Here is a 23,600-nt window from a genome sequence, read left to right as displayed (position 1 = left end):
TTTGAACGAGAGGTTTATTTTGAAAAAAAGAGTTCTATTCACGTTTTTGTTCTTAATGGCGGCTTGCTTTGCTTTTGCGCAGGAATCGCTGAACGTCTATAAAAAGGTTGGTGGGCAAATCGACGAATCTTCGCCGGCGGGGGCCCTTCTCTTTTCGGACTGGATCCGTGAACTTCCCATTCCGATGGATTCCGTAAAAAGAGTCCAGGTAGTCAAGGAAAAGGTTGTTATTAAAGACAAAAAGGGCAACGTCAAGAAAGACAAGAAAGGCAACCCCAAGACAAAGATGCAGAAAAGACGTGTCGTGACCTGGGAAAAGGTTGAACCGAAGGAACCGCCCCGGTTTGTCCCGATCCAGTGCAAACTCGGCGAAGGCTGGGTGAAGCGTGCCGACCTTGCCCGTTTCCAGCAGGCCGCGATGGACTTGAGCGGTGAGTATGCGTCTGCCACCGGTAGTGTTGTCTTGAAAAAGTCGCCGACCAATCCGCGCTATTTTTCGTTCACTATCCAGAACGGCCCTGTAACTGGCCGTGCCGAACTTGAAGCCAGTAACGTCGAACTTCGCGAATCGAACGGACATGCCCGTTTGACCTATACCGAAGACGGCTGTACGGTTGATATTTCGGTGGTGAACAGGCAAGTCAAGGTGGCTCAGCGCGGATGTAGCGAATACAATGTCGGTGACTACAAGCTCGAAGGCGAGTATCCTACATATAAAGGAAACCGCCGCGTCGTAGAGACCTTCAATATGCCCGAGCAGAGCTTCAAGTACAAGAAGTACCTGTGGTGCGGCAGCGGATTTGACAGTTGCGAAAAGGTCAAGGACGACAACGGGGTAGTGACTATTACCTGGAGTAAGGACGGAAACGGATTTATCGAACGCGAAGCCGGTGGCGACGTGCATACGTATCGTCCGTTCGAACACGTGATTCCGCACAAGCGTGATTTCTTTAACGGTGAAAAACCCATAGCCATCAAGACCAAGCGTACCGATATGGCGGGCGAATGGATGATCTGGTATTTCTACCCGCAGGCAAACCGTTTCAAGATGGTTCGTGCCGGTATGCGCGAAGATATCGCCTACATGGAAATCTATGAATAGGGCGCTCGAAAAGTCCCGAGTTCTTTTTATGGATACGGGGGCGATCGTTCGCCTGTTACAGATGCATCCGGACTATTATCCGGTTGTGTCTTCGGTGTTCGACCATGCCTACGAAAATAACGTCACGTTACTGGTGTCGAACGTGACTTTGTTCGAACTTTCGCGCAAGGCTTACGCTTCGGGCGAAGGTGTTCTTGCACGGCAGTACCGCGAATTCTTTGAACATTCCCGTAATGTGAAGTCTTGCGAGGTGTCCGGGGAAATTGCAGTGAAGGCCGCTGAATTTGCCGGTAAAAATAACCTTGGCGTTGAAGAATCCTTACGCCTTGCGACGGCTTATGTTTGCGGTGCCGACTGCATATTGACCGACTGCGCCTCTATGCGCGACTTGACGGATATTCCCGTCGTGCTCCTCGACGAAGTGGAAGTGTAGTTAATAGTTCTGAGTTACTAAAAAAAGTCATCCCTCCCTTCGGTCGAAAATGACTTGGGAACCGAGTAAGGTCCCTGAGCCTGCCGAAGGGCCTACTAACTTAAGCTTGCGGGATAACTTGCGTGCCTTCGAAGGCGTTCCTGATGTGTGTAAACTGGAGGGGTTTCTGGTACACTCGGGCAGAAAGTACGTCGAAACGGCAAGGCGTGTCAAAGCCCTGGGGCGCGCTTTCTTTTTGGGTATGTAGGAAGTGGCAGGCCGTTTTCCAGATTTTCTTCTGCTTGATTCCGTTGACACGGGCGGCAGGGTTTCCCTGCTGGTTGTTCCACACAGATTTTACTTCGACGAAAACGACCGTCTTTCCGTCACGGGCGACAATGTCGAGTTCGCCTCCTTGGTAGGCGTAGTTGCGGGCGAGAATTTCGTATCCTTCGCGGCAAAGGTAGGCGGCAGCCTGCGTCTCGATAAAGTTACCCTTCGGCCTGTTGTTCGATTTGTTCACTTCAACTTCTTTACGGCAATTCCATGCCGAGCAAGCGGATTTCTGAAACAGCGAAGTCCTCGTTTTCACCATCGAATACATCGTCCAGGTAAATCTTGAGTTCAGTCGTTTCGATGGCCTGAATGTTCGGGTACTGCATTCCGCGGATGTTTTCGAGCTTTACGCGTTGCTTGAACCCGTCCTTGGTTTCGAGCGTGATGGTGCGCGGCTTCTTGAAAATGCGGAAACGATCCCCGAAGGCATCGTCGACAGATTTCTGGTAGCCAATTGCGATTCCGAAATGCGTCACGATGGCGTTTCCGTCAAAGTACAGGGTGAGTACCGGATTCTGCGGCTTTTGCGGCATCGTGTAGAGCCATGCCGTGGTGAGGTTTCCGTCGCTCAAGTTAGAAAGCGGGTATCCGTTCGATTCGTCGACTTCAAGCGCCTTGGTCTCGTAGTTTCCGAGGGCTTCGCTCCATTCCAGTTCGCGGAGCGTGCTTTCGGGCTTATGCGTGAGCATCAGGAGAATGAGGAGCATGATGATGAGCGGGAAAATGAATATCGCAAGCGCCGTGAGCTTTTTCTGGAGCATACGAGCGCGCGGTGAAATCTTGCTTGCCATCTCGGTGATAGAGGCCGTGTGGCGGCGAAGCGGCGTGTGGCCCATGGTGGGGCGCTGGCCCCGTGCTCCGTCGGCAGGGAAAACCTGGTCGCAGGCATCCAAAAATTCCTGCATGTCGTGGAAACGTTCGTTCAGCTTTTTCTTGAGGCATTTGAGAATCAGCTGAGAAAGGCCCGCAGGCATATCCTTGCGGAAAAGTTCAGGGGCGGGGGGCTGTTCCTGGACGTGCTTGAGTGCGATTTCTACAGGGCGGTTCCCTTCGAAGGGGAGGCGTCCACAGGTCATTTCGAACAGAATGACGCCCATGCTGTAAATGTCGGACTGAATCGTCACGTTGTCGCCGTGACACTGTTCCGGGGACATGTATTCGGGTGTTCCCATAGTCATGCCCGTGCGCGTGAGGCGGTCCTTTTCCATTTCCTGGATGTAGGAAATGCCGAAATCCATGATGTACACGCGGTTGTCGCGGGTGAGCATGATGTTCGAGGGCTTTACGTCGCGGTGGACAATTCCTTTTCCATGGGCGTAAAGAAGTCCGCGTGCAATTTGGCGGATAATGACTTCGATCGCTTCGAACGAAAGCTGTTCCTTGTTGTGCAGAATGTCGGCGAGGTTTGTTCCCTCGACGTAGGTCATGGCGATAAAGAGCTGGTTGTTCTGCTGACCAAAGTCAAACACGTGAACGATATTCTGGTGGTCCAGTTCCTTCATTGCCTGCGCTTCCATGTAGAAACGCTTGATCGCTTCTTCATCGGATGAGGCGTCCAGAATCTTGAATGCCACCTCGCGCTTTAGTCGTTTGTCCAAAGCCTTGTAAACGTTGCCCATTCCTCCTTTGCCGAGGGTTCCCAGCAGGTCGTAGTTTTCGTTGAATGGGCGTGGAAAAGTTTCGTGTTTTTGAGGTGCAATCATTGGAACTATTTAGCTTTCTTGGAACAGTTTAGTTTTATCGCAATCACAATATAAAAACATAATGTGATGCCGAGAGCCGAAACGATGTTGATGATGGGGTCGTTTCTCTCTAAAAGAAGATTCAGAAGGTTTGTTTGGTTGTAACGGGACCAAATAACGTAAGAAATGGCGCGTCCAACAGGGAGCATCTGGTCCAAGGGGACCAAGGCCCCGGCGAGGGCGACCTGCGGAATAATGATCAGCGGAAGCATCGCGTTTGCCTGCCCCTGGTTCTTGGCGAAGGTGCTTGCGGTAAGTCCTACGGCAATGGGGGGAATCACCATGGCGGCAATCGAGGCAAGGAGTAGCGGAAGCGGTATATGGGCCCCTATCCTGAACTGGATAAACGCATAGACAACGAGGGTTTGCAAAAAGGCAATCAGGGTAGGAAATATCGCTTTAGCGGCAAGGGTCGAAAGAACGGGGATTCCTTTGCGGAATTCCGTTTTTAGGATTTCTTTTTCCTGCACAATTTCACGGACGGAAAGCGAGAGGGCGAGCCAGTTGGCGCATAGGATGAGAGCAAAGGAAACTATCCAGAGGGACGAAAGCTCCGAAAAAATCTGCGAAAAAAGAAAACCGATAACGATGGGCTGCAAAAGGAGCGTGAGGAATTTTCCCTTGTCGCGGAACCATTGCTTGGCGGTAAGCGTCATCTTGTAGAACAAGACGGGCGGAAGGTCCGTTTTTGGAAAATAGCAGGGCGCCTGCTCGGAGACGGCCGGGATTTTGCTTGTCGAGAGCGTACGCTTTTCCAGAAGCCTTTTCCACTGCGTTGCCGTATCGTCGTTCAGGTTCGAAAGAATCTTTTCGGGGTCTTTGCTTTCAAAGTAGCGGAAACTATCTTCGGGGGTTCCGTAGAAAGCCTGTTGCCCCTGGTGCAGAACGAGAACCTTGTCCGCAACTTCGAGTGCTTCGTAGCTGTGGGTGGTAAGGATAACTGTATGGCCGAGAAACGCGAGCTGCTTGAGGTGCGTACAGAGAATCTTCGAATTGTAGGGGTCAAGTCCCGAAAGCGGTTCGTCGAGGACGATAAGCCCTGGATTCCCCATGAGTTCGCGGGCGAGGGCGGCTCGGCGGCATTCGCCGCCGCTGAGCGTCTTTATCGGGCTTTCCATACGTTCGCTCAGCCCGAAAAGTTCTCCGAACTTTTCGAGCCGCCGTTCAACGATCGATGCGGCGACCGGAGTCGAATCCTCCGATGCAGCGCTCTTTCGCTTGAAATCTTTCTTGCTAATGCAGCTTCTTGCACCGTCCAGAAGCGTTTCTCTTACGGTGAGGTCGCTCCTCAGTTCCGGTTCCTGTTCCAGAAACGCGATATGTTTGCGAATTTCCGCGTTTCGGTAGTCGAGCGAACCGATGCGGACTTCGGAATTTTCACCGCTGCGGTGGATTCCCTGCAACAATCGGAGAAGCGTAGACTTACCCTGTCCGGAGCGTCCGATAATGGCGAGAATTTCGCCTGCCGGAAGCGAAAAGTTGACTTCGTTCAGAAGTTTCTTTTTACCGGCGAAAACATCGAGATTTCTGACTTGCACATCGAATCCGAGGGGGAGATTCTTGCAGGTGAGTTCCCCGTTTTCGAACTTGAGCATGCATCCGGGCAATCGGATGGATTTCCCGTTTTCGATTTCCAGGATCTTTGCGGATTTCCGGTGCGTATCGACTACTTTGTCGCGGAACCTGATTTGTGCAATTTCCTTGCCGATTTTCTCTACTCGACGTGCAACCGTTTCGTCGGGCAGGTCCATGTGTAGGTCATCAAGGCTAAGCCATTTGTTTTCCAGGGGAATCGTCTGGACGATATCGCGTTCCACCGATTCCATCAACAGCAACTGCAACCTGGAACCTTTTAAAGTCGCCCGTAGCTGAAGCGGGCCAATCAAGATGACGTCGCCATCTTCGATTGCCTGAAAATCGATGTCGTTTCCGTTGATTTGGGTGACGCTATTCTGGGTAAGATTCTTTAGGAACCACCTTCCGTCGATGTTCTCGAGAACCGCATGCTCGCGAGAAACCATCAGGTTGTCAAGCACCAGACTGTTACCTGGCTTGCGACCGATTGTAAAACGTTCGCCTGCTTGCGGAGTGATGATTCTGAAAGACTGCATTATTTCAGTTCGCCAAGTCCTTTGATGAACCTGTCGCATGCTTTCTGCAGGGTTTCGTCGCTTGCGGCGTAGGAAAAACGAACGCAGCTGTCGTCACCGAAGGCGGCTCCCGGCACAATGGCAAGTCCCTGGGACTGCAACAGGTATTCGCAGAGTTCGATGGAGCCTCCGATGGTTTTTCCTTCGGGGGTCTTCTTGCCGTAAAAACTCTTGACCGGGGCGAACAGGTAGAACGCTCCTTCGGGGGCGTGGCACGGTTCCGGCAAAATTTCTGCGGTACGCTTCAGCATGTAGTCGCGGCGCTTGCGGAAAGCGGCCTGCATCGCGTGAACATTGCTCTTGTCCATCTGCAAGGCTCCGAGGGCGGCATATTGCGCCACGTTGCTCGGGTGGTGCGTGGCCTGTCCCTGAATTTTACCGATAATCTTTGCGATTTCTGCCGGGGCGGCGTCGTAGCCGATGCGCCAGCCGGTCATGCAGTGCGATTTCGAAAATCCGTTAATCACGATGGTGCGTTCTGCCATGCCGGGGAGTGCTGCTGCGGAGCAGAATTCCGTGTCGTAGGTGAAGTATTCGTACACTTCGTCCGAAATGCAGTAGATGTCGCTTTCGACAATCACCTTCGAAAGGGCTTCGAGTTCTGCCTTGCTGTAGACGGCACCCGTCGGGTTGCAGGGGTTGTTCAGAAGAATCGCCTTGGTGTTGGCGGTAATTGCCGCTTTCAATGCTTCGGGCTTGATCTTGAATCCGTCTTCAATCTTGGTGTTCACAATCACCGGCTTTCCGCCGAGCCATTTCACCAGTTCCGGGTAAGTCACCCAGTAAGGGACCGGAATAATCACTTCGTCACCTTCGTTCACGAGTGCTGCAAGTGAGTTGAATACGGCGTGCTTGGCGCCACTTGTCATAATGATCTGTTCGGGCTTGTAATCGAGTCCGTTTTCCACCTTCAATTTTTCGGCAACGGCCTTGCGCACCTCAAGAATTCCTACGGGAGCGGTGTAGCGCGTCTTGCCTTCGCGAATCGCCTTCACTGCAGCATCTTGAATCGGCACGGGTGTCGGAAAATCAGGTTCGCCTGCACCGAGGCTTACAACGTCTTTGCCATCGGCAATCATCTGTTTTGCCAAGGTGTCGATAGCGACTGTCAAAGATGCTGCAATATTCAGGGTTCTAGTGGATAAATTTTTCATGTCTTTCTTTAGCCTTTTTCAAAATTCGGTAAGCATCCAAGGTCGATGCGGTCAAGGGGTAAATGATAAACTGCGAAACGAATATGCACAGAAGCCCGATAAAGGCAATCTGGCCCATGCTCTTGATTCCCGGGTGCGGTGAAAGCAACATGGCGATGGCTCCGATAAACGATGCCCCCTGCGCAATAAGGACGGATATCAGTTTCGACTGGAGTACGGTCCAGGCGTTTCCATTCTGCTTTTCGTAGTACGAAGACCACAGCTGAATAGATCCGTCTACGCTTGCGCCAATCAAAAGGACAAACGCGATGGAACTGTATGCCGAAATATGGATGTCGAGCAGGTGGACCAGAATGGTGACCCAGCTCATGGCAAACAGCGACGGAAGCATCGTGAAAAATGCCCGGCTTAACTTGTTGTAGAACATCAAGAGGATAAGCCACAGCAGGATGGTTCCAAGGATAATCGACTTGTCGATGTTCTGGAGAATGGCGTCAAGGAGCGATGCACGTAGAATCGGGGTGCCGCAAATCTTGAAGGTCTTGTTATGGATGCCGTCGATTTGTTTTAGCTGTTCGGCAATGTGACGGCAGGTAAGTCCATTGTTCGGATCGGATTTGGGAATGATAAAGGCGAAAACCCCCGTATTTCCGTTCTTGTCGCTGAATTTTCGACGGATGTTTTCGGTGAGCTCGAATTCCTTGACGTCATTTTCGTAGTTGTCCAGCATCTCGACAATGGAGGCACTGTCTGCGGGGGAGACCTTTGCAAGGACATCATCTGACATCAGTTTTTTCAGGGTCTCGATTTGGTGCTTCTTGGTGATGCTCGTCTTCGGCTGGAACTGGTACTGGGTGTAAATCTTGTCGATGTCGTTTAGGCGACCCTTCTTTTTAAGGTGCTCGAAATTTTCCACAAGTTCTTCGTTGTACGAAGAGTCGGGAAGCATCACGATAATGGGGTCGTAAGTGGAAAAGCCTGTTTCTGCAATGAGTGCATTGGCTTCGCGTTCGTCCAGCTGTAATTCGGTTTGCTTGAAATCGTAAAGAAAACGCAAGTTGATTCCGCTGTACAGCCAGGCAAGGGCGCTTACGACACTGATGGAAATAATGATAAGCCAGTTGGTCTTGAACGTAAAGAACCTTTTGCGGCGCCAGAGCGTCCTTTCGGCAAATTGGATGTTGAAGGGTTTCTTGCGCTGTAGAATGAGCAAAAGCGATGTCGTCAAGAGCGGGCAGATGACTAGGTTCAGCAAGCTTCCGATAGCGCCGAGGATTCCGAATTCCCGAAGCCCGGGGAGCGGTACTAGGATGATAGCGATAAAAAGACTTGCCATGATGAGCGACGATGCCGCAACTACCGGGCCAATCCCGAGTAGGGCGCTTTCGATGCAAAGGGCGGGACTCAGCTTTCTTTCGCGTTCATGAAAATAGCGCGTGTAGACGTGCGTAATCACCTGGCAGGCATGCCCCGGCAGCAAAAGTCCAAGCGAGAGCGTGAACAGGTTGATTCGGCCAAACAGCAGATAGGCGCAGGCGAGGGTGAAAATCGTCGGAAGGGCCAGGGGAACCGCCGAAACCAGAATCAGCTGCGGCTGCCTGTAGAAATTGATGATCATGAGGACAAGGATAATGAGGGCGGCAATTGCGCCCGCCTCTTTCGCTTCGGGTAAAAGCGCTTTTCCTGCCTTGATGGAGTCGTAAACCTTGCCGGTGTAGTAGACGTTTAAGTCGTTCCCGTGTTCCTCGACAAAGCGTTCCACTTTGTTGAGAAGCTGCCTATTGGCCTTGAGGTCCGAAAGCGATGTCGCAGGGTAGATATCTACGATGCGGATGGAACCTTGCGCGTTCGAAAATTCCTGCTGCAGGTTATGAAAATACTTGGATTCGATTTGCTCGATGATTTCGATCGGCTTGTCGGTCTCGTTTTCGCTTACGACGGCTGGTTGCAGTTCGTTTTCGCCGAGTTCCACGAAAAGCGGGTTGTTTTTCTTGATGTGCAGGTCCTTGACGCTGTCGAGAGTCATGATGACCTGGTCGAGGTCGCTTTCGCTTGCGTACAGAAGCCTGTTTTTCCTGAAAAAGTCGAGATCCGTGGTGTATTCGGCGTAATGAACCAGCGGGTCCTTTTCGATGCTATGGGCGAGCGCCTGGGCGAATTTGAAATTCTGGAGGCTGTCTTTGGACTGGATGACGACCGTCAGGCTCCCCAGTCCGCCAAAAGCGTTTTCGATGGCCTGATCGTCCGCTTCGACTTCGTGGACTTTGATGGTGTCCTGAAGTTGGATTTCCCAGCGTAGATTTTCGATAGGATAGATGCTCAGGAGGGCTAGAACCGAAAAAAAGACGATCATCGCCTTAGGATAATGGGCGATTTTCTGAATTATTTTGGCGAACACCGAAAACATACCCATAATATAATTATATTGGGGGCGTATGTTGAAAAGGAATTCCGCATTCCTGTTGTTTTGGATGCTTGCAACCCTGTTGATGATAGGGGTGGACGTCTCGTATGCGGAGCCTTCCGAAGGTGGAGAATCGGCTGATAAGGCGGCTGCTTCTGGAAGTGAGGAAAGTGGACGTTCGTCGGCTCTACTTTGGCCTTTTGAACATTTGATTCAGCCGGTGCTGAACGGGCTCATTTACCCGATAGCAATGCCTATTGACTATGCCGTGAAAAACGGAATTGTCGAAAAGGCGGTGGAGCTTATCTCGATTGGCGAAGACTATAAGATTTTGATCTATCCGAGTTTCAATTTTAAGCCTGGTGCCGAAACGATGGTCGGTGCCAATTATCGTCACCGTGGCATTGCCTTTGACAAGGATTATCTTGTGGTGCAAGGGGAGTACTACGTGAACGGGGATATGGGCTTTACCGCTCGTTATACCAAGAATGCGCTTTTTGGTACCCGTTTCTTTGGCGGAATCCGCTACGATATCGACTTTGACCGCAATTTTTCCGTGGTGGTTCCAGAAACTCAAAAAAGCTATGTCCAGCCCGATTCGTCGTTTTCGATCACGGGAAGGCTCGGGGCGCCCCTGTTCAATTCGGAATACCTGAGTGCTGAAATTTGGACGTCTTACGATGCGATTCGGTCCAGTTTCCCTGACATGGACGATTCCATTTTGGTCGGTCAGGATTTCCCGATTTACGATCGCGGTGTTTACCAGCATCACTGGGAATGGCCGGTGGGGGTGTACATTGTTTTCGACAACCTGGATTATGCCTATGCGCCGTCTCGGGGAAATCGTCTGGTGCTGAAAGGTTCGTATGCAAAAGTCGGTAAATATGATGGTCTCACCTTCGAAGAAATGGGGCTTGATACGCTCGGTTTATACGGCATGGCCATCGAGGACGGTGGCAAGAACCATGACTATTTCAGGACGGAGATTATCTTTCAGCATTATTTCTACCTAGGGAAATCGGGAGATTATATTTTGTCTGTAAAGGAAGCCCGTCAAAACCGTCGCTTCTATACCGATTTCTCTTGGGACGAGGTGGTTCGTGTCTGGCGACCGGAGCAGGTGTACAATACCTTGTTCGAACGCAGGGTGATTGCCTTGCAGTACCGATTGGTGGACCTTTGGGAAGTGGAAGAGGGGGGCGCACCTTACAACGCCTTTACGACCGTGAATGCAAGAACCCCGCTGCGTGGTTATAGTGGCAAGTGGGAAACGCATCACCTGATGGCCTTGAGTACGGAATACCGTTGGCCGGTGGACCGCTTTGTCGATGGCGTCCTTTTCAACGAATACGCCCTGTTTGCGCCCGAGTTTGACAAATGGAGTTTCGAGCATTTTTACAACTCCTGGGGCTTTGGCGTTCGTGTCCGTATGCCCAATATGTACCTGTTCCGCTTGCAGTTCGGTTTCCATGGGCTGCATGGCGTGAACATGCTTCTGACAATCGCACCTGAATTTAAATAGGTGTCAGGTATCAGGTGTCAGGAGAGTGTCATCCTGAGCGTAGTTCACGAAGGTCCCTGAGCCAGCCGAAGGGCCGAAGTGAACGAAGTCGAAGGATCTCTACCTGGAGTAGTATTCCATTTTTTTCTAAATTTCTTCGTGTAAAATTTCAACAAGGATAGAAATATGCGCGATCAGTTCGAAAGCCCGCTTATCAAGCGTTACGCCAGCAAGGAAATGAGTTTCATCTTCAGCCCGCAGTACAAGTTCCAGACTTGGCGGAGGCTCTGGATTTACCTCGCCGAATCCGAAATGGAACTCGGCCTCCCGATTACGCAGGAGCAGGTGGACGAACTGAAGGCCCACGAGAAGGACATCAACTTCGAAGTCGCCGAAGAAGAAGAAAAGCGCCGCCGTCACGACGTGATGAGCCACGTCTACGCTTACGGCGTGCAGTGCCCGAAGGCCAAGGGCATCATCCACCTCGGTGCAACGTCTGCATTCGTGGGCGACAACACCGACCTCATCCAGATGCAGCAGGCCATGATTCTCGTGCGCAAGCGTCTTTGCCGCGTGATGGACAAGCTTTCCAAGTTTGCGATGGAATACAAGGACATGGCCCAGCTCGGTGCCACGCACTTCCAGGCCGCCCAGCTCACGACTGTGGGTAAGCGCGCTTGCCTCTGGCTCCAGGACATGCTCATCGACCTCGAAGAATTGAACTTCCTCATCGAAGTGCTTCCGTTCCGCGGCGTGAAGGGCACGACCGGTACGCAGGCCAGCTTCATGGACCTGTTCAACGGCGACGAAGAAAAGATTATGGAACTCGACCGCCGCGTGACTGCCAAGGCGGGCTTCAAGCGCGTGCTCACCATCACCGGTCAGACTTACACCCGTAAGTGGGACAACCGCGTGAACCAGGTGCTCAGCTCCATCGCTCAGAGTTTGCACAAGTTCGCCACCGACATGCGCCTCATGCAGGGCGTGAAGGAAGTGGAAGAACCGTTCGAAAAGACTCAGATCGGCTCCAGCGCCATGGCTTACAAGCGTAACCCGATGCGCAGCGAACGCATTTGCTCCCTCGCTCGTTTCGTGATGGCCCAGGTGAACAGCACCGCCTTCACGCAGGCAACGCAGTGGTTCGAACGTACTCTCGACGATAGCGCCAACAAGCGCCTCGCCATTCCGGAAGCGTTCCTCGCCATGGATGCCATGCTCATCATCGCCGAAAACGTCACCAACGGCCTCGTGGTTTACCCGAAGGTTATCGAAAAGCGCATCATGGCGGAACTCCCGTTCATGGCTACCGAAAACATCATCATGGAAGGCGTGAAGAATGGCGGCGACCGTCAGGAACTCCACGAAGAAATCCGCGTGATGTCCATGGAAGCTGGCAAGGTCGTGAAGGAGCAGGGCAAGGACAACGACTTGCTCGAACGCGTGCTGAAGAACGAAAAGTTCCAAAAGCTCGGCATCACCGAAGCGAAGCTCAAGGAAATCCTTGATCTCCGCAAGTTCGTGGGTCGCGCTCCGGGACAGGTCGTGAAGTTTGTTACCGAAGAAGTCCGCCCGGCTATTGAAGCGATCCCTGCGTGGGATTCCATCGACGCCGGCGAACTCAAGGTTTAATTTGCCTTATTGCCGTCGCGATACGGCATCACCGCGACTCTCGACGTACGATTTGTACGCCTTCGGTCGCGGTTTTTTGTTACTGAGACTCCGCGCTTTTAGCGCGGGAAATGGGCTTTGCCCATTGTTCGTCGAAGGATGTCGTAATCATATCTTGTCGGAAACTTGTTTCCGTTTCAAGATATAGATTAGGACCTCGCTAGGCACTAAGACAAATTACTCGTTGGCTTTTAATCGCTATTTTTAAAAATGCTTTAGACATGTTCTAAAGCAATTTTTTAATGCATTAAATCACGGAATTTTGTCTATTTGCGTGTTGCAATTATTTTGGGGATCTTTTTATCTATATTTTGAATGTAAGACGGAGGACGAAGATGAATATCCAGAAAAAGAAGGTTGAAAGGAACCGCGAATGGTCGGTTTCCACACAAAAGAAGCTCGCCTCGATGCTAGGTGTTTCTGCATTCCTTTCGGGGGCTGTACTTTCGGCGTGTGATCTTGGCACGAATACGACAAGTGGCGCAGTCCTTCCTCCCGAAACTGGGGCGTCTTCCGAACGGGAAACATTAAGTTCGTCTTCCGAACAGGCGACTTTGAATTCGTCGTCTTCGTCGGAAAGATCGTCTTCATCCCTGGAACCGATCATGACGCCAGGGGTTGTTCCTCCTGATATTGACAATTCCTCGTCGAGTGCGTATCAGCCGAATTCTAGCAGCGCCCCTGTCAGCGGCGTTTCTTCTAGCAGCTACAGTATCGACACTTTGGAAATCACCTCGGGCGAAATTGCCCCGCCGGATACCTTGGAACCGGAATCGGGATCTCCTTTCGACCAGTCCCATGATTTAAGTTCCAGCTCCTCGATTCCGCCGTTTCCTCCGCAAGCCGGAGTCGTTGAACTGGATCCTGAAAGTAGTTCCTCGTCGGTAGATGTTTTGCCGTCCTCATCGGCAAATGAGGTCGAAATCGATTCGACACTTACCGCAGGCTTGCCCGTTTTAGAAGAAAGCTCTTCTTCTGCGGAACCGGAGCCCTTCCCTGGCGACCCGATTGAAATTGAACCGGAGCCGTTGTCGGGTGTTGTTGCTGAACCCGAAGTCATCTATATAGACGATCCGAAAGACTGATGAATCTCGTTCTTTCTTTAACGGAACGCTGTAACCTTCGCTGCACCTACTGCTATTACAAGGTGAGCCACGAAGCGCGCAGTCTGGTGATGTCGAATGACATTATGGAGGCGGCCATCCGTTTGGCTTTTGAGCGAACGCTTTCGTTAAAGCAGCGGTTCTTGAACATTACGTTCTTCGGAGGAGAGCCGCTGCTTTGTCTCGATTCCATTTACAGGGGAGTAGAGTTTGCGAAAGGTCTTGTTAGAGAACGCTTTGGCGAAGATGCCTTGCTTGGGCAGACGACTGTGAATTCGCCAGCGCCGAAGTTCCGCCTGCGTTTTGCGGTGAATACGAACGCAACGCTCTTGGATGCGGAAATCATCGAATACCTGAAACATGAAAATTTCCGCATCTACCTTTCGCTTGACGGCCCGGAATCGCATCATAATATCTGCCGCAAGCAGGTGGGCGGGGAGGGCTCCTTCAAACTGATTGAGCCGCACATTCCCGTTCTCACAAAGCTCGATACCGTAGTCCTTTCGGTGGTGACCCGCGACAATATGCGTTCGCTTTCGGAGGCTGTCCGTTGGATTCAGACGCAAGGGTTCAGGAATATGACTGCCGCCGTGGATTTTGACGGCAAGTGGACGGACGATGAATTCGATGTCCTTGCTGCGCAATATGAAAAACTTGCCGAATTCTGGGTCGAACTCAAACGCAAGAAGGTTCCCTTTTACCTGGGGACGATTCAGGACAAGTTGAAATTTCGCCTGACGGGGCAGCGCCACCGTCAATCGAGCTGCCATGTGGCCGAGGGCATTGTCGCCTGTGCTGCAAACGGGAACCTTTTCCCCTGCACGCGATTTATCAGTAGCAAGAAAGATGCTCCCTACATTTTGGGGAGCGTATTCGATGAATCGGTACAGATTTGGGATGGACCAGTCGCCCGTGATATCTTGGATTTCTTTAATCGCGACAAGGATGACTGTAAGGGCTGTGCCTTGCGGTTCCGTTGCCATGCGCACGAATGTGCCTGCACGTCGTTCTATTCCACGGGCAATATCCACGAGGTTTCGCCCGAAGTCTGTACGCACGAACGGATGCTCGCCACAATTTGTGATTCCGCTATATGTGATGATTTGTAAAAAAAGACCCCTTAGGGTCCTTTTATTCTCCGGCAGCTATCCACGCAGCGCAAAATGTCGCAATAGTCGCTACAAAGCTGATGGGAATCATCAAAACTCCCGCATAGATTCCGCCGAGGAGGTCGTCGGCCATGACGCCCCAGGCTCCGGGGAATTTCTCGAAACGGTGAATGCCGAGCGGCTTTAAAATATCGAAAAAACGGAAGAGCCCGAACCCTAAGGGGAGTATGACGTAGGGGATTGTGGTGATGAAGCTTGGGCTTATAAATGCGAAAGTCATGAATATTCCGCAGACTTCGTCAATCACGATCCAGCCGGGGTCTTCGGTGCCCGTGTCTTTCATCGCCTTGTTCACGAAGGGAATAGCCCCGAAAAAGACGATGATGGCGGCGATTAAAAATAAGGGATTGAATCGAATGTCACCAAAAAGCTTTACCGCTAAAATCGCCATGGGGTAGGCGACTACCGTGGCGGCAAGGCTTCCCATGGTGCCGGGGGCTTTCGGCGACATTCCCGAACCGAAAAATGTCGTTACGAGCGTAGACAACAAATCGGTGCCCCGCCATTCACGGGGCACGCGTTTCTTGCCGTATTTCTCTTTAAGTTCCTCGCGGTTCACGACTCACTTGTCATCCCCGCGAAGGCGGGGATCTCCTTTTTGATAGGTCTTGGAGGCTTTTAGTTGTCTTCGTATTCGGAGCTGCCCCAACCGTCAAGGTCGCCTGCTGCGCGGCCAAGCGTTGCGCCACCCAGAATTTCGTCGATACCCTTGTCTTCGGAGTCGTCCTCTTCTTCTTCAAAGATAGAGGATTCCTCGAGTTCGAGGTCATCATTCGGAATAATTGGATCGTCATCCAAAGCGTTCTTACTCTTCTTTCCTGCCATATTTTCTCCTTGATAAAGGCTGTTTCGTATTCTTTATCGCTATATTATAAAATTTTTTCTAAAAAAGGAGATTTTTTTTGTAAAAAGTCAAAAAAAAAGCATTTTTTTGATAGTTTGTGTGTTCTTTGGCATATAAAACGAAAAAACCGCCCCCTGATGGAGGCGTTTTTAGTGAAAATTTGGTTCTCAAACCACTTGGTTTGCCATTACCCTGACGACAAAAGCGTAGGCGGCCTTGTTTCCGTTTCGGCTCAGGAATCTGGCCTTGCTTATGATTTTCAGGTTTTCGACTCGTTCGACAAACTCGACCGTTTCTTGATTCTGTTCCGAATAAAGAAGTTTCTCAAAGCGTTTCGTGGCGTCTTCCTTGTTTCCGTAGGCGCCAATACGTGCGATAACTTCTTCGGTTGTTTGAGCCCCGAACGATTGGATCGTCTTTTTGAACGCATTATTGATAAAGATGAACTTGTATTTTCGATCTTCTCGTTCAATGATTGCAATCGGAATATCGCTGGCGACATCCAGCCGTTGTTTACGCAGCGGAGTATTGTCCAGGAAATTGATGCGACCAATATCGTCGAAATAGTGCTTTTCTTCGGGGGTTTCGTTTGTTGCGAAACTGCAGAGCTCCGCTCGCCTGGTATGGTATTCTTCAAGCGGAATGGGCTTGCTGAAATAGTACCCTTGAATCAGTTCGCAACCGATGCGCTTTAGGAATTCGTATTGTTCCTCGGTTTCGACACCTTCGGCCAAGGTGTGTATGCCGAGTCTTTTCGCCATGTCCACGATGGATGCGATAATGACCTTGGACTTCGGGGTCTTGTCGAAGTTCCGAAGGAAGTTCATGTCGATCTTCAGGAAGTCGAAATCGTAGGTCTGCAGGTTGTTAAAGGAGCTGTACCCGGAACCGAAGTCGTCGAGCCAGACCTCGTAGCCGTCGGCCCTAAAGCTGTTGATAATTTCGCCCAGGTTTGTAAGGTCCGAGGAAAAGGCACTTTCGGTTACTTCTAGTACCAGATATTCCTTGGGGACGTTGTACTTGGCTACGGCATTATCTACGATTTTCTTGATATCGCTCAGCTCAAAGTCAAGTCTCGAAAGGTTTACCGAGATGGGTTCGTAGGCGTATCCGCTGTCGATGTCGTCACGAAGGTCCTTGCATGCCTGTTCGATAATGTAGGCGTCAAGCTTGTGAATCAGGTGCACCTTTTCAAGTACGTCGATAAAGATGAACGGCGGAATGATTCCCTTGACTGGATCGATCCAGCGGGCGAGGGCCTCGTAGCCGCAGACCTTTCCCGTTAGGGCGCGCACGACGGGTTGATAATAAACGTGGAAATACCCTTTTTCAAAGGCTTCATCAAAATGGTCTAGCACGTACTGTTTCTGTTCGTACTTATTCTTGAGTGCGTCGTCGTAGACGCAGTAGTCCTTGTTGAAAATTCCGTGAACTTCTCGGCAGGCAAGCGATGCCCTGTCCATCATAATGATGGGTTTCTGTGGGGTCCCGTCGGCAATGTAAATTCCCGCCTTGATTTGATTCCGAAGCCCCCCTTCGTAACTGCCCATCACCTTATTAAGCATGGCCACACGCATGGCGATTTCTTCGGGCGAAAGGTTCAGGCTGATGACGACTAGGTGGTCCGCACCAGCTCGCAATACGGTTTCGCCTTCAAAAAGATGCTTGAGTTCGTCCCTAAATTTGCATAGATATGCATTTCCGCCCTGGTACGAGAAACGCTGGTTGATTGTCTTGAAATTCATCACGTTAAAGAACGTGATGGTCGATTTATGGAGCGGATAGAAACTGTGGTCCTTTTGAGTTTGTGCAAAGAACCATGCTACAAGGTCGAGACCGGTAATGGGGTCTACTTTTTCGGGTCTTGGAAATGCGGAACCACCAGGACCTGGGCCACCTGCATATTGTGCGCCCTGGGGACCTTTCGGATGTTCCGTATGGGGTTCACCATTCATCACTACCATTTTCTCCTATTCTTAGTGTCAATTTAACTAAACAAAACAGAAAACGGATAGTGGTGATGCAAAAAAGACCTTATTTATTACTTTTTTCTTATTCCAAGTTGGAATATTACAGATTGCACCGTCATCCCCGCTAAGGCGGGGATCTCCATTTAGAATTTCGGATAGCCGTCCTTGAGGCTTTCGTCGTAATGTGCACGTTCGCCGCCGATAAACTTCGGGCGGGTGCGTGCGGCAATCAGGATTGCCTTGCCGATATGCGTCTGCTGCATATGGACCGGAACCGCAACTTCTTTCAGATGCATGCCGATAAGAGTACTGCCGATGTCGAGGCCGGCGTCCGCCTTGATATGCTCGATGGCGACTGCATGTTCAAAGGCTCCGTAGCAGGCCGTTGCGAAAGAGCCACCAGCCTTGGGCTGCGGAACCACGTTCACGAGTTCGGCGTTTGGGACTGCGGCATGTTCAACGATAATCGCACGGTTCAGGTGTTCGCAGCATTGCGCTGCAATGTAGATGCCCAGCGGCTTGAAAACCGACTGTAAACCTTCGAAAATGGCCTTGCCGACTTCGGGCACGGAGTGGCTTCCGATGTCGTTTCCGAGCGTGGAACTCGTGCTGCAACCAATCACTACGATGTTGCCCGCCGAGAGGTGTGCCTTTTCTACAAGTTCCTTGGCGGCGTTCATCGCGTCGTTCTTAATTTGTTCAACAATGTTCTTGTCTTCGACTTCGTATGTAATGCCTGCCATAATTTCGTCCCTTAAAGAATCACTGCACTTCCACTACAGACTTCAAACAATTCTCTCGTCTCTCGTCTGTAGCCGCGTAGCGGCGTTCTTTCGTCTAATTTATTCCCACTCAATGGTTCCGGGAGGCTTGTGCGTCACGTCGTACCACAGGCTGCCTGCACCTTCGGCTTCGAACTTGCGCCAGAGACCGGCGAGCATTCCCTGGTCGATTTCGGCGAAGTTTGCCGTCATGGCTTCGGTGGAGTTCACCGGGCGCATCACGATGCAGGGCTTGCCCGCCGTGCGGAGCGGAACGAGCACGACCGGCATCTGCCAGATCTTTTCGTACAAGTCGTTTGCCTGCAAGAATTCGGTGCAGATGTTGTCGAACTTGCGGAGCGTATCAAAGTTTTCGCGGGTGGCGTATTGTTCGACAAGCTTCGGATCTTCATCAGCGACGCTGCCAATCTGGTAAATCACGCGGTTGATTGCCTTGAAGCGGTTGGCAAGTTCGGTAGAGAACTTTTCGCAATCCTTCCAGCTGAGGCCCGGAGTCGTGATGAGGAACGGCTGTGCGTAAGTACGGCCGTCGCCCTGGACGCCAACGCTCTTGATCGGGAGTATGCGACCTGCGATGTTGTTTGCCTTGAGGTAATCGGCGAGGGACTGACCTGCGGTGTCCTTCACGTCTTCGAATTTCACCATATCGTCGGTGAGCTTGCCTTCGCTGCAGAGCAGGCGAACGCCGAGGCCCGGACCCGGGAACGGGTGACGCCACACGAGGTTGTGCGGAATGCCGAGTTCTTCGCCGAGGGCGCGGACTTCGTCCTTGTACAGGTCGGCGAGAGGTTCCAGCACGAGGCCCTTTTCCATAAGGTCCAAGACTTCCTGCACGCGGTTGTGGTGCGTCTTGATCTTGTCGGCGTTCTTGGTGCCGCCGCTTTCGATGGTGTCGGGGTAGATGGTGCCTTGAGCCATCATCCACTGGTTCGGATCGAGGTTGAGCTTCGCCATTTCCTCGTCCTTTACCGTCAGGAATTCCTTACCGATGATGCCGCGCTTGGTTTCCGGTGCAGTCACGCCCTTGAGCTTTGCGAGGAAGTGTTCGCTAGCGTCGCGGACCTTGAGGTTGTTCATGCCTTCCTTCGTGAGGAAGTCCATAATTTTCTGGGATTCGCCGAGGCGCATCATGCCGTTATCCACATGCAAGCCGAGAACCTTTTCCGGTCCGAGTACGCGGTTCAAGAGCACGAATGCCACTGTAGAGTCCACACCGCCAGACACGAGCAAGAAGACCTTGCGGTCCTTGACCTGTTCCTTGATGCGCTCCGTGATGAGCGGCAAGTAGCTCTTCATGTTCCAGGTCTTCTTTGCACCCGTAAAGTCGACGAAGTTTTCGAGAAGCTTCATGCCGAACTTACTGTGCGTGACTTCGGGGTGGAACTGGATGCCGAAAATCTGGCGTTCGGGCTTGTCGCTGTCGAATGCAACAGCGGCGATTTCGCAGTCCTTGGTGCTGGCCACAATCTTGTAGCCTTCGGGGAGCTTTGTCACCTGGTCGCCGTGGCTCATCCACATCGGGGATGCCTTCGGGAGACCCTTCAAAAGCGGGCACTTTTCGTCGCCCACAATCAGGTCGGCGATGCCGTATTCCTTGACCTTGCCCGGTTCAACGTGACCGCCCAACTGCTGGGCGATGAGCTGGTGACCGTAGCAGATGCCGAGCTTCGGCACCGGGAGGTTCAAAATTTCAGGATTGTATTCCGGAGCGTCAGCCGCATAAACGCTAGACGGACCACCACTGTAAATGATGCCCTTCACGCCTTCGAGTTCAGAAACCGGGGCGGCAGGGGAGTGGATTTCGGTAAACACGCCAAGACGGCGTACACGGTTGGCAATCAAGTGAGCGTACTGCCCACCAAAGTCCAAAACTGCAATCGTATCAACGTTTTTCATATTCTTTCTGTCATTCCCGCGAATGCGGGGATCTTTTTTACAAAAATAGAAATTTTGAGAGGGATGGTGGATTCGGTTGAAAATTCCTAGCGTGATTTCTGTATCGCTTATCACGGATTTTTGCAGGCGGATTTTGTTTCTTATGGGTGTATTCCTTTTTTTACAACGATTTATGTCTACAAAAGGAATCGTTTATTATATTTAGTTTATGCGAATTTTTAAATACATAGTCTTATCCTTGGCGGTTGCGGCCTATGCTGGAATGTATGACTCTCAAAATGCATATCAGCAGAACCCGCCTGTACAGTCCCCGGTTCCTCCGCAGGGGCAACCTATGCCTGTCACGCAATCTCCTCAGCAACAGGTGCAGCGTCATAATGGTTTCTTCTTTGCAGCAGAAATCGGCGCCCGCTATATGAAGGTTGCGTACAAGGAATACGAAGACTATTGGGATGAAAAATCACAGATGTGGATTGTCGGCGATGACGGTAATTCGGTCAGCCGCCGGTTCCGTGGTTACGGTCCCGATTTGGGATTGAAAATCGGTGGCATTATTTCTAGCCGAGTCGCCCTATTCTGTAATCTTGAATTTTCGGCACTCGACGGAAATTTCAAGGGTTCGCGTACGTATAACGGAAAGAAACAGTCCAAGGCGGACTTTGATACCGATGCGATTCGCTTTGCGTTCGGCGGTGGAGCGCTGGTGTTCCTGAATTCGGATTCGATGAGCTTTTTGAATGGCGTCTTTGTGGGGGCGACCGCAAGCATTACAGCCGAAGAGGCCGGCCTTTCTTCGGGCTACTACAACCACGAAGAACTTGAAATATCGGAAAGCGGACTGGCTTTTGGCTTGCAGTTTGGAAAAGTTTGGTCCATTAGCGATTCCTGGAATGTAGGCTTTGCGGCCAAGGGTTCCCTGGAAAATGGAATCCGCGATGGCAGCAGTGGAAATGCTTCGGATTCCTATGCAATTGCCGTTGATTTGATTGTCTTGCGCAAGTAATTGAGTATGAAATTGTTGTCCAAATTTTGGTCTTTCGTTTTGCTGGTTGCAGCCCTCTGCTATGCGGGAACTTATGATTCTCGTCCGTCCAATGACGTGGGGCGAGTCTCGTATATTCACAATGCGTTTTACTTTGAAGCCTCGCTGGGCATGCAGTACCTAAACATGCATTATGAAAATAGCGAAACGGATTACTATACGTATTATGGACCAGGTGGGGGTGTCGACGAAACTGAATTTAGCGGATTTGGTCCGGATTTTACTGCAAGATTCGGTGGCGTTTTTGGAAGTCGCGTTGCTGTCTTCAGTTTCTTGGAAATAGCCTCTTTGAAATGGGGGGATTATACCTATTCCGAAAAAAGGAAGAATGAGAAAACGGTTTCGGTCGATTTTTCGTCGGATGCTTTTAGGTTTCTGCTTGGCGGTGGCCTGAATTTTTATTTCTTTAGAAACCCTGAACACGATTTATACGGTCTGTATGCGGGAGCCGCTTTTGGCTTTCTCTATATTCATGCAGGTGACGAAGGTTCCGACAAGTTTGACGGCCTAGAATATAAAGACATTGATTCTGACAATCTTAAGTTTAACGAGGTTGGCTATTCTGTTTCGTTTGAAATCGGTAAGTTGTGGTATTTGTCCGATTTGTTGAATTTTGGTGTAGCCTTGCAGGCATCGTACGATGAACTCGCGCAGGACAGTGATGACAATTACGATCGTGATATCGAGGAATCGGGCATCTTTACGATAACTTTGAAGGTGAACTTTGTCAGAAAATAGTTTCCTCTGAAATTGAAATTCCAAATCCACCCCCAAAAAAATCCCGCACGGTCCGTGCGGGATTTTTATATACGTTTTTAGGGGACTATTTTGTTTGCGTTAGTCCGCTTTCGTCTGCGCAAACTCTCTAGTGAGTTCAATGAGCGTCTGTACGCCGAAACCGGTTGCACCGTATTCGGTGTACTTCCACGGCTTGGTCACGAAGGCGGTCCCTGCGATATCCCAGTGCGTCCAGGCGGTGTTCTCGGGAACGAATTCCTGGAGGAAAAGCGCTGCGGAAATGGCGCCAGCGTCGCTGCCGGTATTCTTGAGGTCGGCAAACTTGTCCTTGAGGGCGTCGGCGTATTCTTCTTCGAGCGGCATGCTCCAGAACTTTTCACAGCAGGCTTCGCCGCAGTTGATTACCTTGAGTCCGAGGTCATCATCGTTGCTGAAGAATCCGGTGATGGCGTATCCGAGGGCGCGGACCATGGCGCCCGTGAGGGTGGCGAGGTCCACGATATGCGTTGCACCGATTTCGCCCGCTTCGGCAAGGCCGTCGGAGAGGACCAGGCGGCCTTCGGCATCGGTATTGTCGACCATGACGGTCTTTCCGTTCTTGGCCTTAAAGATATCGCCCGGCAGCACCGACTTGTTGCCGATGGCGTTTTCGGCGAGGCAGCAGACGGCACTCACGTGTACCGGGAGCTTGAGCGAAGCAATCGCCTGGATGGCGGCGAGAGCTGTTGCGGCACCGCTCATGTCGCTAATCATTTCGGGCATCGATTTAGGCGGTTTCAGGCAGAGACCGCCGGTGTCGAAGGTGAGGCCCTTGCCGATAATCACCAAGTGGTCCTTGGAGGTGCGCTTTGCGGGCTTGTAATCGAGCGTAATCATGTACGGTTCGTGCGAGCTGCCCTTGCCGACGGTCACGTGGCCCATGAAGCCTTCCTTTTCAAGTTGCTTCATGTTGCGAACCTTGATGCTTAAGCCTTCGGTATACTTGGCGATTGTTTTTGCACGTTCCACGAATTCGGCGGGGTAGAGGTCCGAGGCACAGGTGTTGATCAAGTTTTTCGCAAGCGTAATCGCCTTCTGTTCTACGGCGACTTCTTCGGCAATCTTCTTGAAGGCGGCGGTGTGTTCGCCGGCGACGATTTCGTAGGTCACCTGGAAGTTCGGCTTTTGCTTGCTCTTGTAGGCGTCGAATTTGTAGTCGGCATAATGCAAACCGTGTAAAATGGCCTTGAACTGTTCATCGGCGGCATCGGCAAGGAAAAGGCTCACGCAGGCCACCTGCTTTTTCATGGCTCGCTTTGCGAGGCGGTAGGCCGCCATTCGCAGGTGATCGAGAGCGGAAAGTCCGCGTTCCTTGGCGGCGTCTACAAAGAAGGTGTTGCTGCCGTCGATTTCAAGAAATTCTAGGTCTTCAAACGGGCCGTCCTTCATGCCCTTCAGAATGGTTTCGACCTGTTCTTCGCCTTCGGGGGAGAGAACGGTGGAAAATTGAATGGACTGCTTGACAAAAAAGAGGGCGTAAGCCTTGTTGTCGACGTTTTTAAGATTTTCAGAGGTAACAATATTCAAATTCATGCGATAAATGTAGCA

The 23,600-nt window shown here is 51.3% G+C and carries 19 protein-coding genes; 8 read left to right on the top strand and 11 right to left on the bottom strand.

Annotated elements, in window-relative coordinates; all coding sequences use genetic code 11:
• The first annotated feature begins 19 nt into the window (after positions 1-19).
• Both Q0W37_RS03735 and Q0W37_RS03730 read left to right on the top strand, forming a co-directional pair.
• Positions 20-1,102, top strand: a complete 1,083-nt coding sequence (locus Q0W37_RS03735) for a hypothetical protein (RefSeq protein WP_297698897.1) — start codon at positions 20-22, stop codon at positions 1,100-1,102.
• Positions 1,095-1,535, top strand: a complete 441-nt coding sequence (locus tag Q0W37_RS03730) for a type II toxin-antitoxin system VapC family toxin (protein ID WP_297698895.1) — start codon at positions 1,095-1,097, stop codon at positions 1,533-1,535. The genes Q0W37_RS03735 and Q0W37_RS03730 overlap by 8 nt, the downstream gene beginning before the upstream one ends.
• A gap of 100 nt (positions 1,536-1,635) precedes the next feature.
• Here Q0W37_RS03730 and Q0W37_RS03725 read toward each other — a convergent pair whose 3' ends face one another.
• Genes Q0W37_RS03725 through Q0W37_RS03705 form a run of 5 tightly spaced genes read right to left on the bottom strand, consistent with a single transcriptional unit; the run spans position 1,636 to position 9,303 of the window.
• The gene (locus tag Q0W37_RS03725; protein ID WP_297698893.1) at positions 1,636-2,037 is read right to left on the bottom strand and encodes a YraN family protein; all 402 of its coding nucleotides are present in this window, start codon (positions 2,035-2,037) and stop codon (positions 1,636-1,638) included.
• A 10-nt stretch (positions 2,038-2,047) separates the two neighbouring features.
• On the bottom strand, positions 2,048-3,553 hold the full coding sequence (locus Q0W37_RS03720; RefSeq protein ID WP_297698891.1) for a serine/threonine-protein kinase: 1,506 nt from the start codon (positions 3,551-3,553) through the stop codon (positions 2,048-2,050).
• A 5-nt stretch (positions 3,554-3,558) separates the two neighbouring features.
• Complete coding sequence (locus tag Q0W37_RS03715) at positions 3,559-5,703, bottom strand: ATP-binding cassette domain-containing protein (RefSeq protein ID WP_297698889.1); 2,145 nt, start codon at positions 5,701-5,703, stop codon at positions 3,559-3,561.
• Positions 5,703-6,896 (bottom strand): pyridoxal phosphate-dependent aminotransferase, encoded by a 1,194-nt coding sequence (locus Q0W37_RS03710; RefSeq protein WP_297698887.1) that lies wholly within the window; start codon positions 6,894-6,896, stop codon positions 5,703-5,705. Before Q0W37_RS03710 ends, Q0W37_RS03715 begins: the two co-directional genes overlap by 1 nt.
• Entirely contained in the window at positions 6,877-9,303 is a 2,427-nt protein-coding gene (locus tag Q0W37_RS03705) for an MMPL family transporter (RefSeq protein WP_297698885.1), read from the bottom strand. Before Q0W37_RS03705 ends, Q0W37_RS03710 begins: the two co-directional genes overlap by 20 nt.
• 28 nt (positions 9,304-9,331) lie before the next feature.
• Between Q0W37_RS03705 and Q0W37_RS03700 the strand changes: the two genes are divergently transcribed.
• From Q0W37_RS03700 to Q0W37_RS03685, 4 genes are all read left to right on the top strand, one after another.
• Entirely contained in the window at positions 9,332-10,822 is a 1,491-nt protein-coding gene (locus Q0W37_RS03700; protein WP_297698883.1) for a BamA/TamA family outer membrane protein, read from the top strand.
• Between the two features lie 165 nt (positions 10,823-10,987).
• A complete protein-coding gene (gene purB, locus Q0W37_RS03695; protein ID WP_073321971.1) occupies positions 10,988-12,430 on the top strand; it encodes an adenylosuccinate lyase in 1,443 nt (480 codons plus the stop codon).
• A 374-nt stretch (positions 12,431-12,804) separates the two neighbouring features.
• Complete coding sequence (locus Q0W37_RS03690) at positions 12,805-13,554, top strand: hypothetical protein (protein WP_297698881.1); 750 nt, start codon at positions 12,805-12,807, stop codon at positions 13,552-13,554.
• On the top strand, positions 13,554-14,681 hold the full coding sequence (locus tag Q0W37_RS03685; protein ID WP_297698879.1) for a radical SAM protein: 1,128 nt from the start codon (positions 13,554-13,556) through the stop codon (positions 14,679-14,681). The genes Q0W37_RS03690 and Q0W37_RS03685 overlap by 1 nt, the downstream gene beginning before the upstream one ends.
• A 22-nt stretch (positions 14,682-14,703) precedes the next feature.
• On the opposite strand, the gene Q0W37_RS03680 is transcribed toward Q0W37_RS03685, so the two are convergent.
• The 5 genes from Q0W37_RS03680 to guaA form a co-directional block, all read right to left on the bottom strand.
• Entirely contained in the window at positions 14,704-15,300 is a 597-nt protein-coding gene (locus Q0W37_RS03680) for a phosphatidylglycerophosphatase A (protein ID WP_297698878.1), read from the bottom strand.
• A 59-nt stretch (positions 15,301-15,359) separates the two neighbouring features.
• The gene (locus Q0W37_RS03675) at positions 15,360-15,566 is read right to left on the bottom strand and encodes a hypothetical protein (protein WP_297698876.1); all 207 of its coding nucleotides are present in this window, start codon (positions 15,564-15,566) and stop codon (positions 15,360-15,362) included.
• A gap of 186 nt (positions 15,567-15,752) precedes the next feature.
• A complete protein-coding gene (locus Q0W37_RS03670; RefSeq protein WP_297698874.1) occupies positions 15,753-17,549 on the bottom strand; it encodes an EAL domain-containing protein in 1,797 nt (598 codons plus the stop codon).
• Positions 17,550-17,698: 149 nt separating this feature from the next.
• Positions 17,699-18,235, bottom strand: a complete 537-nt coding sequence (locus tag Q0W37_RS03665) for a TIGR01440 family protein (protein ID WP_367186232.1) — start codon at positions 18,233-18,235, stop codon at positions 17,699-17,701.
• Between the two features lie 162 nt (positions 18,236-18,397).
• The gene (gene guaA / locus Q0W37_RS03660) at positions 18,398-20,233 is read right to left on the bottom strand and encodes a glutamine-hydrolyzing GMP synthase (protein ID WP_297698870.1); all 1,836 of its coding nucleotides are present in this window, start codon (positions 20,231-20,233) and stop codon (positions 18,398-18,400) included.
• Between the two features lie 334 nt (positions 20,234-20,567).
• Between guaA and Q0W37_RS03655 the strand changes: the two genes are divergently transcribed.
• Both Q0W37_RS03655 and Q0W37_RS03650 read left to right on the top strand, forming a co-directional pair.
• Entirely contained in the window at positions 20,568-21,236 is a 669-nt protein-coding gene (locus Q0W37_RS03655) for a hypothetical protein (RefSeq protein WP_297698868.1), read from the top strand.
• Between the two features lie 6 nt (positions 21,237-21,242).
• Positions 21,243-22,013, top strand: coding sequence for a hypothetical protein (locus Q0W37_RS03650; RefSeq protein WP_297698866.1), 771 nt, complete (start codon positions 21,243-21,245; stop codon positions 22,011-22,013).
• 99 nt (positions 22,014-22,112) lie between these two features.
• On the opposite strand, the gene Q0W37_RS03645 is transcribed toward Q0W37_RS03650, so the two are convergent.
• On the bottom strand, positions 22,113-23,585 hold the full coding sequence (locus Q0W37_RS03645; protein WP_297698864.1) for a M17 family metallopeptidase: 1,473 nt from the start codon (positions 23,583-23,585) through the stop codon (positions 22,113-22,115).
• Between the last annotated feature and the right edge of the window lie 15 nt (positions 23,586-23,600).

This window comes from uncultured Fibrobacter sp. (assembly GCF_947166265.1).
In the GTDB taxonomy this organism is placed as follows: Bacteria; Fibrobacterota; Fibrobacteria; order Fibrobacterales; family Fibrobacteraceae; genus Fibrobacter.
The sequence above is the reverse complement of the archived record's forward strand: the minus strand, read 5'-3'. Positions and strand labels throughout refer to the sequence as shown.

Excerpts from the sequence above, each read along its gene's own strand:
- Q0W37_RS03730 (WP_297698895.1), top strand. The coding sequence starts at position 1,095 with ATGAATAGGGCGCTCGAAAAGTCCCGAGTTCTTTTTATGGATACGGGG.
- Q0W37_RS03720 (WP_297698891.1), bottom strand. The coding sequence starts at position 3,553 with ATGATTGCACCTCAAAAACACGAAACTTTTCCACGCCCATTCAACGAA.
- Q0W37_RS03715 (WP_297698889.1), bottom strand. The coding sequence starts at position 5,703 with ATGCAGTCTTTCAGAATCATCACTCCGCAAGCAGGCGAACGTTTTACA.
- Q0W37_RS03710 (WP_297698887.1), bottom strand. The coding sequence starts at position 6,896 with ATGAAAAATTTATCCACTAGAACCCTGAATATTGCAGCATCTTTGACA.
- Q0W37_RS03705 (WP_297698885.1), bottom strand. The coding sequence starts at position 9,303 with ATGTTTTCGGTGTTCGCCAAAATAATTCAGAAAATCGCCCATTATCCT.
- Q0W37_RS03700 (WP_297698883.1), top strand. The coding sequence starts at position 9,332 with ATGTTGAAAAGGAATTCCGCATTCCTGTTGTTTTGGATGCTTGCAACC.
- purB (WP_073321971.1), top strand. The coding sequence starts at position 10,988 with ATGCGCGATCAGTTCGAAAGCCCGCTTATCAAGCGTTACGCCAGCAAG.
- Q0W37_RS03690 (WP_297698881.1), top strand. The coding sequence starts at position 12,805 with ATGAATATCCAGAAAAAGAAGGTTGAAAGGAACCGCGAATGGTCGGTT.
- Q0W37_RS03685 (WP_297698879.1), top strand. The coding sequence starts at position 13,554 with ATGAATCTCGTTCTTTCTTTAACGGAACGCTGTAACCTTCGCTGCACC.
- Q0W37_RS03675 (WP_297698876.1), bottom strand. The coding sequence starts at position 15,566 with ATGGCAGGAAAGAAGAGTAAGAACGCTTTGGATGACGATCCAATTATT.
- Q0W37_RS03670 (WP_297698874.1), bottom strand. The coding sequence starts at position 17,549 with ATGGTAGTGATGAATGGTGAACCCCATACGGAACATCCGAAAGGTCCC.
- Q0W37_RS03665 (WP_367186232.1), bottom strand. The coding sequence starts at position 18,235 with ATGAACGCCGCCAAGGAACTTGTAGAAAAGGCACACCTCTCGGCGGGC.
- guaA (WP_297698870.1), bottom strand. The coding sequence starts at position 20,233 with ATGAAAAACGTTGATACGATTGCAGTTTTGGACTTTGGTGGGCAGTAC.
- Q0W37_RS03655 (WP_297698868.1), top strand. The coding sequence starts at position 20,568 with ATGCCTGTCACGCAATCTCCTCAGCAACAGGTGCAGCGTCATAATGGT.
- Q0W37_RS03650 (WP_297698866.1), top strand. The coding sequence starts at position 21,243 with ATGAAATTGTTGTCCAAATTTTGGTCTTTCGTTTTGCTGGTTGCAGCC.
- Q0W37_RS03645 (WP_297698864.1), bottom strand. The coding sequence starts at position 23,585 with ATGAATTTGAATATTGTTACCTCTGAAAATCTTAAAAACGTCGACAAC.